This is a genomic window from Undibacterium umbellatum (assembly GCF_014284125.1).
Lineage (GTDB): Bacteria > Pseudomonadota > Gammaproteobacteria > Burkholderiales > Burkholderiaceae_D > Undibacterium > Undibacterium umbellatum.
The window spans coordinates 94,657-111,918 of sequence record NZ_JACOFX010000016.1 but is presented as its reverse complement, the minus strand read 5'-3'; the positions used below and the strand labels follow the sequence as shown (position 1 = coordinate 111,918).

Genomic DNA, 17,262 nt, shown 5'->3' with positions numbered 1-17,262 from the left:
TGTCATGGTGATTTGGGGAGATAAAGTTCAAAACAGCAGTTCCAGCCTGAATTACTGACTAGTGCAATGCTGCCGCCATGGGCTTCCACCAGCCTGCGTACTATCGCCAGGCCCAGGCCTGTACCACCAGGGCGGCGGCTCTTGAATGCCTGAAACAAATCGGTTATCTGTTCTGTTGGTATGCCGGGGCCGTTGTCGCATATGCGCAGTCTCAGCATCTGCTTATGTGTAGCCGCTTCGATGTGGATACGGGCATCTGGTCTGCCGCGCAACATCGCCAGTGCATTATTGAGCAGGTTGTTCAGAATTTGCTCAGTGCGCATGCGGTCTATATTGCCGTGTAAATTTTGTTCGATTTCGCTGCTGATTTGCACGCCATTCGCCATGGCAGGAGGACGAAGTTGCGCCACGATGTTATCAATCAGTTCTGCCACGTCCACTGGTTGGCAATTCAGGCGCACCTCACCGGAATAACTGAGCAAATCCTGTATCAGATGATCTGCTCTCTCTATCTGCTCGCGTATGTCATTGCGCACTTCTGCCGGGCAGGAAATGGCAGCCATGCTGATGATGTTCAGGGGGTTGCGCAATTCATGGGCGACAGTAGCTGCCAGCCCACCCAGTTCCGTCAGATGTGCCTGTTGCAGGCGCTGCTTTTCCTGGTCTGCGTACCGCAGCAACTGATCAAGGCGTCCGGCAGCGGCTGCCAGCAGGGCACCGAATACTGCGCCCACTCTTTGTACACTGGGGGTCGCTCCTTCCCAATGACGCAGTTCGTAATGCCATTCTGCCTGGGCGGCTTGTGCTTGCTGTCGGTAACAAATCACACAGGTTTGTTCAGCGGCACTGCTGCCGGGTGCACCATCACGGGATAGAAAAACAGGCATGGGCTGGCGCAGATGGGTTTCCAGTAAGTCAGAGGCGGTTGCCTCGAGTTCTTGCCAGCTAGCCGCCGCCTCCAGTTGTACGCGCCAGTTGCTCAGGACCGCCGCCTCCAGATGCGCACCCGGGAAGATCAGTTTCTCCATGAAGCTGCGCATGGGTCTTTCCAGCATCAGCATGATGAGCAGCATGCCTGTACCCAATAACCATAACTGCCACAGCGGCAATGCCGCCAATGGACTAAAGCCGGTTTGTGCTACCAGGCTCAGCACCAGACCCGCAATGGCTACCGTCAACAGACTCAGGGCCAGCCAGGCCAGGAAGCGGTTGGCCCACAGGTTCACCGCCATCATGTCATATCGCAATATGCCGAGGACCAGCAAGACCGCATAGAAAGGCAACAGAATCACACTGTATGGGAAGATGGGTATGCCAAATGAGGCATTCAGGAACATCAGCGTAGAAGCTGAACCCCATACCCCGGCCAGGCAAACCGCCAGGATTTGCCCGCGCTTCTTCGGTGCTGCGGCAGGCCATGCCATCAGTAAGAGCAAGTACGCCCAAGTACTCAGGCCACTGACAAAGATGCCGGGTATCCAGCCCCAGACTGGAAACACGTAATAGCGCTGGAATTCCAGCCAGGGCAGGAGGTTACCCATATCAAAGACGGTGATACCCAGCACCACCAGTAAGGCAACTGCATACCAGGCGATGATGCGTGCAGGCTGCAAACGGCCCAGAAACCGCAAGACAAAATGTAGAAAGAATACCGCATTCACTGGGCCGGTATTGACGAGCATCTTGCCCAATTCGCTAGTCCTGGCATCCCCCAGATTGATGGCTAGTTGCCCGGTTGCCCACAGGCCTATGCCCACGCAAAACAGAGCCAGGGCTTTCATGCCCGGCTGTTGCCCAGCTTTTACCCACAGCCAGATCGCCAGCAAGGGGCTGATGATGCCCTGCAAGGCGAGTGAGAAAAAATAGAGTCCGTAGGTATTCATGGGAAGTAACTGTCAACAATCTTGATAGTAAATTTCAGTCAACTATATAGCAAGCTTACAGTTTTGCTGATACGTAAAGTAAATTTCCTTAAAAAACAAGGGCTTATAAATATTTTCTGACTGGCACGCGGTTTGCGAATAAGGAGATAGGCAGTTTTCGTACCTGCCACCCAAAAAAGCCGGAAACCATATAGCGCCGCAGGAAAAATCATGAACTCAACGACATCAAGCTTCCCACATTTCACTTTGCTCACCAAGGCCAACTGGGTCAGGCTCAACCGCATCCTGGCCTGGGCCATGCTCATCACGCCTGTGCTGCAATTTTTTGTGAGGGCGAACCTTGCTCACGCCTTGCTGGTGGATCTCGGTCTCTTGCTTGCGCATGGGTTTTTGTCGTTGATTTTGTTTGGCATGCCCAAAGTCAAACATAAAAATTTTATTTTTTCCATGCATGTCATGGGTTTTCTCCCGCATCCTCTGAGTCTTCGTCATGATTTCCTCATGACGGGCTACCGTGTAGCACTAGCTAATTTCGCCAGCTTGCTCTTGTTTATTCCTGACGTCAGATGGCTGTCACTACTGTTTTTATATCCTTTGTTGAGGGCGCCGATTTCTGTTAGGCAACATTTAAAGGGCGCAATTAGCTATGCACTAAAACGCTGGGGGGGGAGAGATATACAGCAGCCTGGTAGTGGGAATCTATTTCTTCTTTTTCATCACCAACTTGCTGCGTGCCTGATCAGGAGCATGAACGTGATCCATAGTGCTACCCTGACTGATGCGGTCTTTCCTGTCGTCCGCCGTAGTGCAGTCATATCCCACAAGCAAACTGCCATAAGCACGCTCAACCGCCGCCAGGCAGGCTTGCCTAATCTGAGCAGCCTAGGCCTGGATTTGTTGAATGCCAGTAAATTACAACGCCTGTTCTGGCCAGTGCTGCCACTACTGACCCTGGCTGCCTATGCCACAGTTTTTTCCATGCAGTTATACCTCTTGCTGCCACTGGTTTTCGTCTTGCACTTTCTGGTCTCGGTGACTTTCACCCATGACGTATTGCATGGAGCTGCTGGTTTCAAGCCACGTAGCACAGAATGGATCTTGTTTGCCATGAGTATCCTGTTGTTGGAAAGTGGTCATGCCTTCCGTCAGGCGCATTTGCACCACCACAGCCATTGCCTGGAGCATGATGATTTTGAAGGCAGCCCTGCGCATCTGAGCTTGCTGGGTGCGCTGAAAGCCGGGCCTACTTATATCGCCCGTCATTGGCTGCATGCCTATCGGCTTGCCAAAAGCCCGGTGCAAAAGCGCTGGATGCAGGCAGAACTATGTGCGGCCATCCTGGGCATTGTGATTGCCATACTTGTGCTGCCCTGGACTGCCGCGCCACTGACCTATTGCGTCTTCATGTACATAGGCTCTTGCCTGTATCCCATTACTACAGCATGGTTGCCCCACTTTAAACCCGACAGCAGCATACTGGGGCAGGCCAGAAGCTTGCGTGGCAAGATCATCCCTGCCTTGCTGTTCAATCTTTCGTATCATCTTGAGCATCATCTATATCCACAAGTGCCCAGTTATAACTTGCCACAGCTGGCAGACCGGCTGGACCCCTATTTCGCCAGACTGGGTGTGTCAGTATTACATGTGGTTTGAATAAAGCATTTGATGCAAGTAGAAATACGGGGGAGCCAGGCTTGCCCGATGTTAGGGGTAAAATGATGGAATTACGGTGCCCCAAGGAAAAACAAAATGAACGCATCATTGCCCAAGCAAGTCAAAATCGTCGAAGTAGGTCCTCGTGATGGCTTGCAAAATGAAAAAGAAAGCATACCCGCCGACGTCAAAATAGAGTTGGTGAACCGTCTGACCGCCGCTGGCTTTGTGAATATCGAAGCAGCTTCTTTTGTGTCACCCAAGTGGGTGCCGCAAATGGCAACTTCGGCAGAGGTCATGGCTGGCATCACGCGCAAGCCTGGTGTCGTCTATTCGGTGTTGACGCCGAATATGAAGGGTTTTGAAGCCGCACTGGCAGCCGGTGCCGATGAAGTAGTCATCTTTAGTTCAGCCTCGGAAGCCTTCGCACAAAAAAATATCAATTGCTCGATTGCAGAGTCGATAGAGCGTTTTCGTGAAGTGGCAGAAGCCGCAAAACAAAACAAGATTCGTTTGCGCGGCAGCATCTCTTGCGCTTTCGGTTGTCCTTACCAGGGGGAAGTTGCCGTTGATAGCGTTTCAGATGTAGTGCAGCGTTTGCGTGACCTCGGTTGCGATGAAATCGACATCGCTGACACCATAGGCGTAGGCACGGCCAGACAGGTGCAAAACGTCATGCAAACAGTGGCAAAGGATTTTCCTGTTGCGGCTTTGTCCGGTCATTTCCATGATACCTATGGTCAGGCGCTCGCGAATATTTATGCGAGTCTTGAAGTCGGTATTTCCATCTTCCATTCATCGGTTGCCGGTCTTGGTGGTTGCCCCTATGCCAAAGGTGCAACCGGCAATGTATCGACGGAAGATGTACTCTTCCTCATGCAGGGTCTCGGCATACAGACAGGTATAGACTTGAATGCAGTGGTGGATGCAGGGCAATTCATTTCTGCCCATTTGGGCCGTAAAGCAGTCAGCCGCGCTGGTAATGCGCTAGCAGCAAAACGTCTGGCCTGAGTGTAGGGATGGTGGCAAGGTTGTAAAGAATTCTACTATCTCGTATGCCTTTAACTGATATTCAGGGCAAGACTTCTACCCCGCGCCAGAAGGCGATGTAGCCATTTATTACTTTTGCTGCATCCTTGGGCTCAGGGTAGTACCAGGCAGCAGCGGCATTGACTTCGCCATTAACGACGACATCGTAATAGCTGGCTGTGCCCTTCCATGGACAAACCGTATGCTTGTCACTGTCGCGCAAGTGCTCAGGATTAACCCTATTTTTAGGGAAATAGATATTGCCTTCGAGTTTCACAATCTCGCCATCACTGGCCTGGGCGATGACGGTATTTTTCCATTTTGCGGTGGGCATAAAACTACTCCTCAATAAGTGAACGTGCCAGGCGCAAGCCTGTCAGTTGCCAGCGTGATGTTGCCGGGAAAAAGTTGCGATAAGTGTGGCGGCTATGGCCGGCCGGGGTAAAGGCAGAAGAGCCGCGCAAGACATATTGATTGACCATGAATTTGCCATTGTATTCACCTACTGCACCAGCAGCCGGAACAAAGCCGGGGTAGGGGCTGTAGCTGCTGCTGGTCCATTGCCAGCAATGATCAAATAACTGGCTCAATTGACCTTCGAGCTCATGTAGCTGTGCTGCGTATTCCCATTCGGCTTCGGTGGGCAGGCGCGCACCTGCCCAGGTCGCAAAGGCGCTGGCTTCGAAATAAGAGATGTGGCCAAGCGCTTGCTGTGGATTCAGCGGCAACAAGCCATGCAGCCCAAATTCCTGCCAGTTTTGTTGAAAATCATAACGCCAGTATAGTGGGTGACGCAGGTCCTGTTGCTGGACCCAGTCCCAGCCTTCGGCCAGCCACAGGGCAGGGTTCTGGTAGCCACCATCTTCTATGAATTCCAGGTATTCAGCGTTGCTGATCAGACGTGTTGTCAGCTGGAAAGCTTCAAGGAACTGGCGATGGCGCGGCCCCTCATTATCAAAGGCAAAGCCCTTACCCTCGTGACCAATCTCAAACAGGCAGGCATCATAGTCTTGCCAGCTCAGAGTATGAGATGCGGGCAGGGGTTTGAGCATCTCGCTTGCGGGATACAGGGCCGGGAACAGGGGGTTGCATGACAGCAGATGCTTGATGTCAGTCAGCATGAGCTCCTGGTGTTGCTGTTCATGTTGCATGCCCAGTTCCAGCAAAGATACAAAGCGCGTATCGCTGAGCTTGTCCTGGCAACGCAGCATGCGTTCATCGACATTGCGCCTGTAGGCCAGCACGGTGTCCAGCAATGGCCTTGTCAGCAAGCCACGTTGCGGGCGCGGGTGCTTGTCACCAACACCGTTGTAATAGGAATTGAAGAGTACCCTGAAGTCAATATGAAAAGCCTGAAAGTCGGATTCAAATTGCTCAAGGATAAAAGTCTCGAAAAACCATGTCGTATGCGCCAGATGCCACTTGATCGGGCTGGCGTCAGGCATGGATTGTGCCATGCAGTCTTCGGCAGACAAGGGCGCTGCAATCGCGACTGAACGTAACCGGATTGCTTGCCAGCGTTCAATTATGCTTGCCTGTTGCAGGCTTTGTCCCGGCTCTGTCAGGGAATCAAACAGCTTTGGCGTGGATAACGGCGAACCATTCATTTTTGTCCGTCCAGTGGCAGCTATGGGAAAAACCAGCATCGGCCAGCAAGGCATTAAAACCCTGTATGCTGTACTTATAGCTGTTTTCTGTGTGTATGTGTTCACCCTTGATAAAATTTCTTTGCCCGCCGGGCCAGGTGACATGGATATTTTCCCTGGCGCGCAGATGCATTTCTATGCGGAATTTTTCGGTGTTAAAAAAAGCCTCGTGCTGCCACTGGCTGATATCAAAATCAGCGTGCAGTAAATGATTGATATGGCGTAACAGATTCAGGTTAAAAGCGGCAGTGACACCCAACTTATCGTCATAAGCTGCATCCAGCAAGGTCTTGTCCTTGATCAGATCTACGCCTATCAGTATGCCCGCATCATTGTCACAGGCAGCGCGCAAATGACATAGAAACGCAAGTGCCTCTTCCGGTTCAAAATTACCTATGGATGAGCCCGGATAAAAGAACAGGCGTTTATCACGCCTTACTTCTACGGGTAGTTTCCAGTCCTGTGCCAGATCCAGCCCCAGCGCTGTCATCTCTATATGTGGGAAGCGCTGTTGCAAGCGGCGTACCGCATCCTGCAAATGAGAGACTGAGATATCAATGGGCACATACTGGTCAGGATGCAGCACCGGAAACAGCCGCGCTGCCTTGGCGCAATTACCCGCACCCAGGTCTATCAGGCTGCCACCTATACCGATGACACGCGCCATGTCAGCCATGTGCTGAGTAAAAATCTCTGCTTCAGTGCGGGTGGGATAATATTCCGGCAGCACGCAAATGGCTTCAAACAAGACCGAGCCTACGGCATCATAGAAATATTTGGGTGAGGTATGGGCGGCATCGGCGAGCAGTCCGTTTTCCAGCTCGCGGATAATGTGGGGTGGCGTGGTGCGCACACTATTGGCCGTGTTAGCCAGGCTATTGGATTCGGGCATGGTTTTGGGGCTAAGAAATTCAATCGGCAGGCCAGTGTGGTTTTGGTCTGTGCTTGATACTCAATACGGCCTTTCTTTCAGCCCGCCTTTATGCGGAGCTTGCCTTGGAGTCTAGTTGTGGACTCTGGTGTGGCACAGTGTACAACTTATTGTTTGAAAAATCTTGGGGTGGGGGGGGCTCGGGTGGTTTTCCTACAAATTGCGGTAATGTTAGTAACATAATTTTGTTTGGCAGCAGTCCACTAGGCTGGCGCATTAGTTCGATTTTTCTAGAAGTTGGTCGAGCTGTGAGTCTTCGATTATCTAAACCGTTATTAACGTCATTCCACCGGGCTGGCGCTCCAGCGGCGTTCGTGGCATGCCGTGAAGTCATTTAATTTGTGATTCTTATAGATCTATCTATTTGATTTTTAAATACTTGCACAAGTCATTTGAGTTCGCAGGTCGGGGATAGCCCGACAGCTACATACCTTTCTTGCGTCGCCAAGAAAGGTATGCCAAAGAAGGCGACCCAGGCGTCGTCGCCCCCTGAAGGGGGTTCCCGTTTGTGCGGTACAAAAAATGGGAAGGTCCGAAACTCGCCTGCGGCTCAAACAGCGGCCCTTCTTTTTCCATTTTCTGTACCGCACAAACGGCGTCGACACATGGGAACTGCGGAAAGTCAAAAACAACATCAACACCAAGATCAAAAACAACGTCAATACGACCTGAGTTCATATTCTTAAAGGTAATTGATTTGATTTTTTAGGTGTCCATCAACTCAAAATGAAACACCTTGCTCACAATCTGCCACCTGCCATCCAGTTTTACCAGCGTTAAAAAATCGGTAAAAAACTTATTGGCAATCGCGCATTCGACGCGGGCGAAGGCGGTGACTGGTCCTGCTATTTCCAGGGAAACGATGCGGTCGCGGCGATTTTCGTTTTTGCTGGCGGGTGAGGGGCGTTTGTCGACGACGGGGAAGTATTGCTGCATGTCCAGATGCAGTAAATGACCTTCGGTGGCGCAGTAATAGTGGGCTTCGGGGTGGAATACCTTGGCCAGTATGCTGGTGTCACTATGGTGTATGCCATCGAAATACTGGTTCAGCATGGCGATGATGTCGGGGTAAGCGGTGTCCATTTTTGCCTTTCTTGTTTGACAGGGCGGCTGTCAGCCACCCTGTTTTTCAGTACTGCTAGGTTTGCTGTATTTGACGCAATTGCGTGACTGGTATGCCGCCTACTCCCCAGTTATCTGTATCCACTTCTTCTATGACGACGAAAGTTGTGGCGGGATCTTTGTTGAGTACGCGTACCAGCAATTCAGTGGCACCGGCTATCAGTTCGGCTTTTTGTGCTGCGCTGACATTTTCGCGGGTAACCTGTATGTGTACATAGGGCATGGCTTGCTTTCTTCACTGTTGATGATATCAGGAAGGCAGGCCCTCTGCTTTCAGCGCGGCTTGCACATGTGGCCTGGCCTTGACGCTGGCGAGGAAGTTTTGCAGGTGGGCAAAATCGCTGATATTCAGGTTCACGTGTTTGCTCCAGCCGCTGACGGTGAACAGATAAGCGTCGGCAACGGTGAAGGTATCACCGGTCAGGTAAGTGTGTCCTTCGAGGCGGCTGTTGACCCAGGCGAATTTTTTGCGCAAGAGTTCTGCTACACGCGTCTTGCCTTCCGCGGGCATGTCAGCATCAAACAGTGGTGCGAAGGATTTATGCAATTCTGAGCTGATGTAGTTTTGCCATTCCAGCACACGGTAACGTGGCAAGCCTGATGCTGGCAGTAAATCGCGGTTTTCAGCGCTTTCGGCGATGTACTGGGCAATGATGGAACCCTCGGTCAGTATCTCGCCATTATCAAGTTCTACAGTGGGGACCTGACCTTTGGGATTGATGCTGTAGAAGTCCAGGCCATCGGCAGTTTTGTGAACATAGGTGTCAACTTTTTGCAAAGTGAAATCCAGGCCAGCTTCACGCAGGATGATGTGTGGAGACAAAGAGCAGGCACCAGGGGAGAAATAGAGTTTCATGATTTTGGGCTTTCGATAAAGGTTGACTGGCGGCTCTGCCATGATGAGCAGGGCGTGACGGCATACTATGCCAAACGAAAAAGTTGATAAACTAGGTAAAAGTTACTTTATAAATTACATGGTGTAATGTGAATCGACAATTTCCGGATGTATTGCTGGGTAGCATAGAATTGTTTTGCATGGCCGCCGAGCTGGAAAGCTTCAAGGACGCGGCAAATGCAGCGGGGCTGACGCCAGCTGCTGTGAGCCGTTCGATAGCCAGACTGGAAGAGCGCATAGGCGTGCGCCTGTTTGTGCGCACCACGCGACAATTACGCCTGACCGAAGCGGGGCGTGCCTATTTTGTACAATGCCGTCAGGCCCTGAACCAGCTTGTCGAAGCGGAGCGCGAGGTGTCTGGCCAGCAAATGCAACCGGCGGGTCTGGTACGCATCAGCATGCCCACACCATTTGGGCATTACCGGGTATTGCCTTTGCTGGCAAAATTCCGCCAGATGTATCCACTTGTCAAGCTGGATTTGCAACTCAGTAACCGCAATGTCGATCTGACTGCCGATGGTTTTGACCTGGTGATACGAGGTCGTAACCCGCCAGATTCGGGCATGATCGCACGCCGGCTGGAAGATACCGAGATCGTGGTCTGTGCCGCACCAGAGTATCTGCAGCGCTTTGGCGTGCCGACCAAACTTGAGGATCTGGACCAGCATGAATGCCTGCAATTTATCTTGCCCAGTGCGGGGCAAAATATCGTCTGGATATTCAAGCGTGATGGTGAGGACATAGATTGGCCCACCAGAGGTGGCCTCACCTGTTCAGAAGACTTGCTGGGCATCATCACCCTGGCAAGACATGGCGCAGGATTGATGCAGTCTTCGCGCTTCATGGTGGAAGAGGATTTGCGCTCTGGCCGCATGGTCGAGGTGCTGCAGGAATTCAGCGGGCGTACTAGGCCATTTTCATTACTGTATCCGCGTGACCGTCACCTGCCTTTGCGTGTCAGGGTGTTTATTGATTTTCTGATTGCAGAACTGGCGCAGAAATAGTATCCCATGTCCGTACCTGTTGTATCACCCAGGCCGCATCATCCAGCGGCAAATCATGGCCTGCTGTGGTATGTAGATGCAGGGGGCTGTGCCAAAGCTTTGCCAGCTTGCGTGAGCAGTTTGCATTGACCAGCTTGTCATGCTCGCCTGCCAGTAAAAGCAGTGGGACTTTGCCTGCGTAGGGCGGCGCACGGAAACGCATGGCGGCCAGCAATTGCCGCAGAATGTTGCCAACGCTGATGGGCTTTTCCAGCGCATACGTTGTCCATCGCCTGATGATTTCTTTCGCCTGTTCTGTTGTTTGCAAATTGCTGGTGATGCGCAGGATCAGGCGTTCGCGCTGGGTGCTTGAGCCAAATAACATGGTGGCAATCAGCGCAGGATAATTTGCCGGTCTCAATCTGTGATAAAAGGGATTATGCGGTGCCACACTGGTATTGATCAGTACCATGCGCTGCAAGTCATCCGGGTATTGATTGGCCCATGCCAGTGCCACCATCGCCCCCAGTGACACTGCCAATACGTGCACAGCCTCTGTTACCCCTTGTACCTGCAATTGCCGGTGACAATGATCTGCCATCGCTGCTACCGTAGTCAGGCTATGTTCAGCATGCAATTGACCATTGCCAGGAAAGTCCAGGCACAACACGCGCTCAGCACCTACTGCCTGCTGGAAGCGTGTAGGAAAATCTCCCCAGTGCCTGCTCTCGCGCATGAGGCCGCGCAATAATACCCAGGTTGTCATGGTCGGTACCAGCGTGCGACAGCACGTTCTTGCAGCCGCAAACGGGTAGGGCCTTGTGCCAGCCACTGCGCATGGCCGCAGGTTGCCCGCATCAGGAAGTCCAGCCATGAATTATGCCTGCGCAAAACGCGGCTCAACCTGTGCTGCGCCACCGGGTTGAACATGCCGTGCCGCGAAAATAACTGACGTGGATTTTTCTTGACCCATAACCATGAGCCCATTTCCAGCGTCAGCGGCAGAAAAGTTTTGCTGCTGTCCTGCTGCGCCTGCAGGTAGAGGTAATCCCAGATATCACCATGGGTGCGGTATTGCAGGCTTTGTGGCTCGAATAGATAAGAATGATTGGGGTGCGTTTGTTCAAATAATTCTTCCAGCGCCAGGATGTCGGCCAGATGGTCTATGGGATGTACGCTATGCGCATGCGGGAACCATACACGGTCACGCAAGCCAAAGCCCGAATGACAATCTATCGCCATGCTGAAAGGCCGGGCCAGCAATTCCTGTTGCACGGTGTGACAGAGTGCCAAATTCTCCGCTTCCATCTCTGCACCGGCAGCGCCGCGATACCAGGGCAGGCGCGGGCTATAACGGTGACCACCGAGCAGGAAAGGTACCTTCTCTTGTGCCTCCACCGGCGCATTGCGCATCAGATCAACACCACTTGGATTACAGCGTGTTGCCTGCCACATGCCACCAGGATTGACCAGAGGCATGAATACCAGACGCACATCCTGTAACATATGCTGCAGGCTCTTGTCCCAGGATAGACGTGTCAGCAGACCGCGCAGGAAAGTCAGCAAGACTTGCGTGCCTATGCGCTCCAGCCCGTGTATGCCTCCAAAAAAACCGATGGCTGGCAGGCTGCTATCAGGATTGCCCAGCGCCAGCTTATAGACTGGAAATTGTCTGCTCTTGACTGCAACTTCGCACAAGACATCCACCTCCAGATGGCCGCGGCCAAGGGCGATGATGCGTTCGAGTTCATTCAGTTCAGGCAATGCAGACATGGTGGGTGCTTAAAAGTTAACCATGCCATGCTAGAGGAGCTATACGCAGAATGCAAGAAACACGCAGCTTAGATGTCAAACTCAGCAATTATGACCAACACATGACAGTTTTTAGGCGTCTGGGGAACTTTTCATCTGCCCTGGCCTCTGCATATAGAATTGTGCAGAAGATTTACATAAATCAAACAAATTGAAGGAGTTGCTTTTGTCGAGTCAAATGAAAACTATCACTGCTGATGATGAGGCCTACTGGTCAGATATCCGCGAACAATACACGGTCTCACCTGATTTTATCAATCTGGAAAACGGCTATTTCGGTGTGCAGGCGCGGCCTGTGTTTGAAGCGTTCCAGCGCTATCAGGCGCAAGTGAATGCCGAGACTTCGTATTTCTTGAGAGTGCGTTATGCGCCCATGTTTGTTCAAGTCATGCAGGCGCTCAAGGATTTTTGTGGGGTGGATGAGGGCGAACTGGTGCTGACCCGCAATCTGATCGAGGGCATGAATATCCTGCTGCAGGGTTACCCCTTGCAGGCAGGTGATGAAGTCATACTCGCCACGCATGACTATGATCTCGTCATTGATACCTTGCTGATGCTGGAGAAACGCAAGCAGATACAGCTGCGACATTTGCAATTGCCGTTAGACCCTGCCAGTGATGAAGAAATCGTGGCCCAGTATGAACAGGCGATCACGCCAAAGACTAAACTGATCCTGGTCACTCATGTGGTGCACAGGACGGGGCAGATCATGCCCGTGGCCAAGATCACCACCATGGCCAGGCGTCATGGCGTAGATGTCATGGTCGATGCAGCGCATTCCTTTGCCCACTTGAACTACCGCATGACAGAACTGGGTGCAGATTTTGTCGCGGTTAATTTACACAAATGGCTGGGCGTGCCGCTGGGCGTGGGGCTGCTGTATATACGTAAAAACCGGGTGCTTGATATTGCACCGCTGTTTGGCAATGCCAAGTTTGCCGACAATGAGATTTTCAAGTTCACACAAGTAGGTACGGTGCCACCAGCGAATGTATTGACGGTGTTGGATGCCCTGAAGTTTCATGCATCCATAGGTTCCGCCAACAAGGAGGCGCGCCTGCGTTACCTGACGCAATACTGGGTCAACCAGGTACGCGATTTACCCGATGTGCGCATCATGACGCCAACTGACCCACAACGGTCCTGTGCGATTGCCGGATTTGGCATCGCTGGCAATTCTGGTCATGCCATCGTCGATTACCTCATGCGCGAGCACAAGATATTCACTGTCACACGTGAGCTGGATGGACATGACATCGTCAGGGTGACACCGCATCTTTACACCAGTTTGGAAGACCTCGACAAGCTGGTGGCAGCGATCAAACAACTGACGCAAGCCTGATATAGGGCAAAGGCAATCGAGATAATTTCCAGTTTACAGGATTTTAATATCCTATATAATGGAATTTATGGATATCAATACGATTATTGCCCGCAGGGTGCGCGAATTGCGCGATCAACAAAAGCTGTCGCTCGATGCGTTGGCCAAGCGTAGCGGCGTCAGCCGTTCCAATATTTCCCTCATAGAACGGGGCGAGAGCAGCCCCACGGCGGCAGCCTTGGACAAGCTGGCCGTGGGTCTTGGCGTGACGCTGGCTTCCTTGTTTGAGGACAGTACGCCAGCAACCGTGGCTACACCAGTCTCGCGTCTGGCCGAGCAGGTGTGCTGGACTGATCCTGCTTCCGGTTATATGCGCCGCAATCTTTCACCTGGCCTGATTTCACCCCTGCAATTGGTGGAGGTTGAATTCCCGGCGGGGCAGACCGTGCGCTATGACAGTTTCCATCGCGACGTGGATATACAGCAGCAAGTCTGGATACTGGTCGGTGTGATGCGCTTGCAGGTGGGCGAGCAAGCCTGGGATTTGCAGACGGGCGACTGTCTTTCCATGACACTGGATAAACCAATTACTTTCCATAATCCTGGAAAAGTCGCGGCGCGCTACCTCGTCGCGCTTTGCAAGTAGCCACTTCTTACAGTTTTCAACTCATGGAGCGAATCATGTCTGAGCAAGTCCATATCCAGATTCTTGACGGTGCAGAAGCACAAGCAAGCGTAGCTGCATTGGCAGAAGTATTGACGGACTGTGTGGCCGGTGGCGCGTCCGTCAGTTTCATGTGGCCCCTGCCGCACGAACGTGCACTGCAATTCTGGCAGGATGTTGCCGACGGCGTGGCGCGCAGGGAGCGCATCTTGCTGGTCGCCAGGGATGACAACGGCGATATCATAGGCACGGTACAATTGATTACTGCCATGCCAGACAATCAGCCGCACCGCGCCGATGTCGCCAAGATGCTGGTGCACAGGAAGGCACGTCGCAGGGGCATTGCGCAAGCCTTGATGGCGGCAGTGGAACAAGCTGCCAAATCCGAAAGCAAGACAGTGCTGGTGTTGGATACCGTCACCGGAGGCGATGCCGAGCGTCTGTATGAACGTGCTGGCTGGCAAAAGGTAGGTGTTGTACCCAACTACGCCTTGATGCCAGACGGTGAATTTTGTGGGACGACTTTTTTTCACAAGCAGATATAGCAGATATAGCGGAGTAAACTAAATGCGCATCGCAGTGATTTCAGATATACACGGTAATCTGGCTGCACTTGAGGCAGTAGCTTCTGATCTGCGCTTGCGTGGTGTTGATCAGGTCGTCAATCTGGGCGACAGCCTGTCTGGCCCCTTGCTGCCTAAAGAGACGGCGGATTTCTTGATGTCGCAAGCTGGCTGGATACACCTGGCAGGCAACCATGAAAGGCAAATTCTGGAGCTTAATGAATTTTCCGGCGCTGGCGATGTTCATGCTCATGAGCAAATAACTGCAGAACAGAAAGCATGGATAGCAAGTTTAAAACCCGTGTTGCGCATAAGTGAAGAAGTTTTGCTTTGCCATGGCACGCCCACCAGTGATGTTGTGACATTGCTGCAGACAGCGGAGAGGAATGCGACTGCACAAGAAGTCGATGCCCGCTTAGGCCAGTTTGATGCAGCGGTGATAGCATGTGGCCACAGCCATGTCGCGCGCAGCGTGCGCAACGCTAACGGCCAGCTCATCGTCAACCCTGGCAGTGTCGGCCACCCTGCATATGCAGATGATTATCCTCACCCGCACGTCATTGAATCCGGCTCGCCGGATGCGCGTTATGCCATCATTGAAAAGATGGTGCATGGCTGGACCGCCAGCCTGATCAATGTTCCTTATGGATATCAGCAAATGGCAGAGCTTGCTGCCATGCGTGGACGTAAAGACTGGGCCAGGGCCCTGTGCAGTGGATACATGAATGGATAATATGGAAAAACAAAATACGGTACTGATCATCATCGACATGCAACGTGGCATGGCTGACCCTAAATCCGGGCGCAGGAATAACTTGAGTGCGGAAGAAAATATCCGGCAGTTGCTGGCAGCATGGCGCGTAGCAGACAGGTCGATTGTGCATGTGCGGCATATGTCGCGCTCACCTCTGTCAGTATTCTGGCCAGGTCAGCCTGGCAATGAATTTCAAGATAGTTTCACACCATTAGCAAGCGAACATGTGGTCGAAAAAAATGTCACCGATGCCTTCGTCAATACAGGTCTGGAACGCTGGTTGCATGTGCGTGGTATCAAAGACCTGGTGATCGTCGGTGTCAGCACCAATATGTCAGTCGAGGCAACTGCCCGCAGCGCCGGTAACCTGGGCTTTGCGACCACGGTGGTAGCCGATGCCTGCTTCAGTTTTGACAGACTCGATTTGCAGGGCAAACCCCAAACCGCAGAAGAAGTGCATCTGCATGCCCTCAGCAATCTGCAGAGTGAATACGCGACTGTGCTTGATACAGCGAGCTTGCTGGGCTAAAAATATCGCCATTACAGGTTTGATTGGAAGCGGTAATTTTCTTCAAAAATTACCGCTTCCAACATCTACCCTAAAGCCAGAAAATTTCATAGAATGCCCATCAAGCCGCGCGGGTTTGCGGAATCATATTTACTCAATGGGAAAATCATCATGGCTATGGATGTCATAGATTACAAAATTTTTGGCGACGACATGCAATTTGTCGAGGTCGAACTCGACCCTGGTGAGGCAGCCATAGGTGAAGCCGGTACCATGTTTTACATGGAAGATGACATACAAATGGAAACCATCTTTGGTGATGGTTCGGCAAGCCAGAATGGCATCCTGGGGAAATTGCTGGGTGCGGGCAAGCGCCTGGTGACGGGCGAATCCTTATTTACCACAGTCTTTATGAATAGTGGTGCGGGCAAGAAAAAAGTTGCTTTTGGTGCTGCTTATCCCGGCAAAATCATTCCCATGCACCTGGACCAACTGGGCGGTACCTTGCTGTGCCAGAAAGATGCTTTCCTCTGTGCGGCAAAAGGTGTTTCTCTTGGTATCGCCTTTCAAAAACGCCTGGGTGCCGGCTTCTTTGGCGGCGAAGGTTTTATCCTGCAAAAACTTGAAGGCGATGGGCTGGCATTTATCCATGCCGGTGGCGCCATTATCGAAAAAACTTTGCAACCCGGCCAGACCCTGCGCGTTGACAGCGGCTGCGTAGTGGCTTTCACCCAAGAAGTGGATTTCGACATCAAGTTTGTCGGAGGTGTCAAAACCGCGCTATTCGGTGGTGAAGGTATGTTCTTTGCCCATCTGCGCGGCCCTGGCAAAGTCTGGTTGCAGTCACTGCCTCTGGCGCGTCTGGCCAACCGTATTGTTGGTGCATCGGCAATCGGTGGCAGCAAAGGTGGTGAGCAAGGCTCGGTACTTGGCAGCCTGGGTAATTTATTTGAAGACAAGTAAGCCACAACTACGCCGAAACTAAGCCACATTGAAACCATAATCGTTCAAAGACAGGGGCCACTCATTTAAAACATGAGTGGCCCCTGTACTTTTTATTGCCTGGGAATTGCTCGTCGCTGGAACTAAAAGTGGTTTACGTGTGTCTATCGTGAACGCTATATTCAGCTACTACTTCTATTTTTTATTTTCCGTGAGTCTTTTATGTCTAAAAAAGCATTTCTCTTAAGTTTGATACTTGGTAGCCAGCTTGCCATGACAGGCTGTGCCGTTGTCTATGATATAGGGCAAGATTCCAACCAGCGCCAATGTGAAAAAATCCAGGACTGGAATGAACGCAAGACTTGCCTCCAGCAAAACAAGACGACTTACGAGCAGTATGAAAAGCAACGCGAGGACTTGCGTACCAAGGGTACAGAAAAGAAATAAGTCTTCAGGCTTCTTCACACCTTTTCAAGCCTTGATAGCGTGCCAGATCACTAAGCCACAACAACCATAGGACGTTGCGTTGATGATGCTATCGATCAGCGCTCCCAAC

20 protein-coding genes are annotated in these 17,262 nt (G+C 51.9%); 10 read left to right on the top strand and 10 right to left on the bottom strand.

Features of this window, described 5'->3' with window-relative positions:
- Window positions 1-2: 2 nt before the first annotated feature.
- Window positions 3-1,883, bottom strand: a complete 1,881-nt coding sequence (locus H8L47_RS22945) for a sensor histidine kinase (protein WP_186955935.1) — start codon at window positions 1,881-1,883, stop codon at window positions 3-5.
- Between the two features lie 210 nt (window positions 1,884-2,093).
- On the opposite strand from H8L47_RS22945, the gene H8L47_RS22940 reads away from it, so the two are divergent.
- Window positions 2,094-3,536, top strand: coding sequence for a fatty acid desaturase family protein (locus H8L47_RS22940; protein ID WP_186955934.1), 1,443 nt, complete (start codon window positions 2,094-2,096; stop codon window positions 3,534-3,536).
- A gap of 96 nt (window positions 3,537-3,632) precedes the next feature.
- Window positions 3,633-4,547 carry a hydroxymethylglutaryl-CoA lyase gene (locus H8L47_RS22935; protein ID WP_186955933.1) on the top strand — a complete coding sequence of 305 codons (915 nt, stop codon included), beginning with the start codon at window positions 3,633-3,635 and terminating at the stop codon, window positions 4,545-4,547.
- Between the two features lie 61 nt (window positions 4,548-4,608).
- On the opposite strand, the gene H8L47_RS22930 is transcribed toward H8L47_RS22935, so the two are convergent.
- From H8L47_RS22930 to gstA, 7 genes are all read right to left on the bottom strand, one after another.
- Window positions 4,609-4,899: a DUF427 domain-containing protein gene (locus H8L47_RS22930; RefSeq protein ID WP_186955932.1), complete on the bottom strand. Its 291-nt coding sequence runs from the start codon at window positions 4,897-4,899 to the stop codon at window positions 4,609-4,611.
- Between the two features lie 4 nt (window positions 4,900-4,903).
- On the bottom strand, window positions 4,904-6,172 hold the full coding sequence (gene egtB / locus H8L47_RS22925) for an ergothioneine biosynthesis protein EgtB (protein ID WP_186955931.1): 1,269 nt from the start codon (window positions 6,170-6,172) through the stop codon (window positions 4,904-4,906).
- Complete coding sequence (gene egtD, locus H8L47_RS22920; RefSeq protein ID WP_186955930.1) at window positions 6,135-7,103, bottom strand: L-histidine N(alpha)-methyltransferase; 969 nt, start codon at window positions 7,101-7,103, stop codon at window positions 6,135-6,137. Before egtD ends, egtB begins: the two co-directional genes overlap by 38 nt.
- 462 nt (window positions 7,104-7,565) lie before the next feature.
- The gene (locus H8L47_RS22915; RefSeq protein ID WP_186955929.1) at window positions 7,566-7,820 is read right to left on the bottom strand and encodes a hypothetical protein; all 255 of its coding nucleotides are present in this window, start codon (window positions 7,818-7,820) and stop codon (window positions 7,566-7,568) included.
- A 27-nt stretch (window positions 7,821-7,847) separates the two neighbouring features.
- Window positions 7,848-8,225, bottom strand: a complete 378-nt coding sequence (locus H8L47_RS22910; protein WP_186955928.1) for a nuclear transport factor 2 family protein — start codon at window positions 8,223-8,225, stop codon at window positions 7,848-7,850.
- 55 nt (window positions 8,226-8,280) lie between these two features.
- Entirely contained in the window at window positions 8,281-8,487 is a 207-nt protein-coding gene (locus H8L47_RS22905; RefSeq protein WP_186955927.1) for a tautomerase family protein, read from the bottom strand.
- Window positions 8,488-8,514: 27 nt separating this feature from the next.
- Window positions 8,515-9,120: a glutathione transferase GstA gene (gstA, locus tag H8L47_RS22900; protein WP_186955926.1), complete on the bottom strand. Its 606-nt coding sequence runs from the start codon at window positions 9,118-9,120 to the stop codon at window positions 8,515-8,517.
- Window positions 9,121-9,248: 128 nt separating this feature from the next.
- Between gstA and H8L47_RS22895 the strand changes: the two genes are divergently transcribed.
- Window positions 9,249-10,163 (top strand): LysR family transcriptional regulator, encoded by a 915-nt coding sequence (locus H8L47_RS22895; protein WP_186955925.1) that lies wholly within the window; start codon window positions 9,249-9,251, stop codon window positions 10,161-10,163.
- On the opposite strand, the gene H8L47_RS22890 is transcribed toward H8L47_RS22895, so the two are convergent.
- Together H8L47_RS22890 and H8L47_RS22885 are read right to left on the bottom strand one after the other, a co-directional pair.
- Entirely contained in the window at window positions 10,126-10,908 is a 783-nt protein-coding gene (locus H8L47_RS22890) for an alpha/beta fold hydrolase (protein ID WP_186955924.1), read from the bottom strand. The genes H8L47_RS22895 and H8L47_RS22890 overlap by 38 nt on opposite strands.
- Entirely contained in the window at window positions 10,905-11,915 is a 1,011-nt protein-coding gene (locus H8L47_RS22885; RefSeq protein WP_186955923.1) for a M14 family zinc carboxypeptidase, read from the bottom strand. Before H8L47_RS22885 ends, H8L47_RS22890 begins: the two co-directional genes overlap by 4 nt.
- Window positions 11,916-12,132: 217 nt before the next feature.
- Here H8L47_RS22885 and H8L47_RS22880 point away from each other — a divergent pair, with 217 nt between their 5' ends.
- From H8L47_RS22880 to H8L47_RS22850, 7 genes are all read left to right on the top strand, one after another.
- Window positions 12,133-13,296, top strand: a complete 1,164-nt coding sequence (locus H8L47_RS22880) for an aminotransferase class V-fold PLP-dependent enzyme (RefSeq protein WP_186955922.1) — start codon at window positions 12,133-12,135, stop codon at window positions 13,294-13,296.
- A 67-nt stretch (window positions 13,297-13,363) separates the two neighbouring features.
- Window positions 13,364-13,921: a helix-turn-helix domain-containing protein gene (locus tag H8L47_RS22875; protein WP_186955921.1), complete on the top strand. Its 558-nt coding sequence runs from the start codon at window positions 13,364-13,366 to the stop codon at window positions 13,919-13,921.
- A gap of 35 nt (window positions 13,922-13,956) precedes the next feature.
- A complete protein-coding gene (locus H8L47_RS22870; protein WP_186955920.1) occupies window positions 13,957-14,484 on the top strand; it encodes a GNAT family N-acetyltransferase in 528 nt (175 codons plus the stop codon).
- A 22-nt stretch (window positions 14,485-14,506) separates the two neighbouring features.
- Complete coding sequence (locus tag H8L47_RS22865; protein WP_186955919.1) at window positions 14,507-15,235, top strand: metallophosphoesterase family protein; 729 nt, start codon at window positions 14,507-14,509, stop codon at window positions 15,233-15,235.
- The gene (locus H8L47_RS22860) at window positions 15,228-15,785 is read left to right on the top strand and encodes a cysteine hydrolase family protein (RefSeq protein WP_186955918.1); all 558 of its coding nucleotides are present in this window, start codon (window positions 15,228-15,230) and stop codon (window positions 15,783-15,785) included. Before H8L47_RS22865 ends, H8L47_RS22860 begins: the two co-directional genes overlap by 8 nt.
- A gap of 150 nt (window positions 15,786-15,935) precedes the next feature.
- Window positions 15,936-16,727 (top strand): TIGR00266 family protein, encoded by a 792-nt coding sequence (locus tag H8L47_RS22855; protein WP_186955917.1) that lies wholly within the window; start codon window positions 15,936-15,938, stop codon window positions 16,725-16,727.
- A gap of 201 nt (window positions 16,728-16,928) precedes the next feature.
- Window positions 16,929-17,153, top strand: coding sequence for a hypothetical protein (locus H8L47_RS22850; protein WP_186955916.1), 225 nt, complete (start codon window positions 16,929-16,931; stop codon window positions 17,151-17,153).
- Window positions 17,154-17,262 lie beyond the last annotated feature (109 nt).

What these genes read in the sequence shown, in the direction of transcription:
- H8L47_RS22870 (WP_186955920.1), top strand. Translation starts at nt 13,957, where the DNA reads ATGTCTGAGCAAGTCCATATCCAGATTCTTGACGGTGCAGAAGCACAA.
- H8L47_RS22885 (WP_186955923.1), bottom strand. Translation starts at nt 11,915, where the DNA reads ATGTCTGCATTGCCTGAACTGAATGAACTCGAACGCATCATCGCCCTT.
- gstA (WP_186955926.1), bottom strand. Translation starts at nt 9,120, where the DNA reads ATGAAACTCTATTTCTCCCCTGGTGCCTGCTCTTTGTCTCCACACATC.
- H8L47_RS22935 (WP_186955933.1), top strand. Translation starts at nt 3,633, where the DNA reads ATGAACGCATCATTGCCCAAGCAAGTCAAAATCGTCGAAGTAGGTCCT.
- H8L47_RS22940 (WP_186955934.1), top strand. Translation starts at nt 2,094, where the DNA reads ATGAACTCAACGACATCAAGCTTCCCACATTTCACTTTGCTCACCAAG.
- H8L47_RS22875 (WP_186955921.1), top strand. Translation starts at nt 13,364, where the DNA reads ATGGATATCAATACGATTATTGCCCGCAGGGTGCGCGAATTGCGCGAT.
- egtD (WP_186955930.1), bottom strand. Translation starts at nt 7,103, where the DNA reads ATGCCCGAATCCAATAGCCTGGCTAACACGGCCAATAGTGTGCGCACC.
- H8L47_RS22945 (WP_186955935.1), bottom strand. Translation starts at nt 1,883, where the DNA reads ATGAATACCTACGGACTCTATTTTTTCTCACTCGCCTTGCAGGGCATC.
- H8L47_RS22860 (WP_186955918.1), top strand. Translation starts at nt 15,228, where the DNA reads ATGGATAATATGGAAAAACAAAATACGGTACTGATCATCATCGACATG.
- H8L47_RS22930 (WP_186955932.1), bottom strand. Translation starts at nt 4,899, where the DNA reads ATGCCCACCGCAAAATGGAAAAATACCGTCATCGCCCAGGCCAGTGAT.
- H8L47_RS22910 (WP_186955928.1), bottom strand. Translation starts at nt 8,225, where the DNA reads ATGGACACCGCTTACCCCGACATCATCGCCATGCTGAACCAGTATTTC.
- H8L47_RS22905 (WP_186955927.1), bottom strand. Translation starts at nt 8,487, where the DNA reads ATGCCCTATGTACACATACAGGTTACCCGCGAAAATGTCAGCGCAGCA.
- H8L47_RS22855 (WP_186955917.1), top strand. Translation starts at nt 15,936, where the DNA reads ATGGCTATGGATGTCATAGATTACAAAATTTTTGGCGACGACATGCAA.
- H8L47_RS22865 (WP_186955919.1), top strand. Translation starts at nt 14,507, where the DNA reads ATGCGCATCGCAGTGATTTCAGATATACACGGTAATCTGGCTGCACTT.
- H8L47_RS22850 (WP_186955916.1), top strand. Translation starts at nt 16,929, where the DNA reads ATGTCTAAAAAAGCATTTCTCTTAAGTTTGATACTTGGTAGCCAGCTT.
- egtB (WP_186955931.1), bottom strand. Translation starts at nt 6,172, where the DNA reads ATGAATGGTTCGCCGTTATCCACGCCAAAGCTGTTTGATTCCCTGACA.
- H8L47_RS22890 (WP_186955924.1), bottom strand. Translation starts at nt 10,908, where the DNA reads ATGACAACCTGGGTATTATTGCGCGGCCTCATGCGCGAGAGCAGGCAC.
- H8L47_RS22915 (WP_186955929.1), bottom strand. Translation starts at nt 7,820, where the DNA reads ATGAACTCAGGTCGTATTGACGTTGTTTTTGATCTTGGTGTTGATGTT.
- H8L47_RS22880 (WP_186955922.1), top strand. Translation starts at nt 12,133, where the DNA reads ATGAAAACTATCACTGCTGATGATGAGGCCTACTGGTCAGATATCCGC.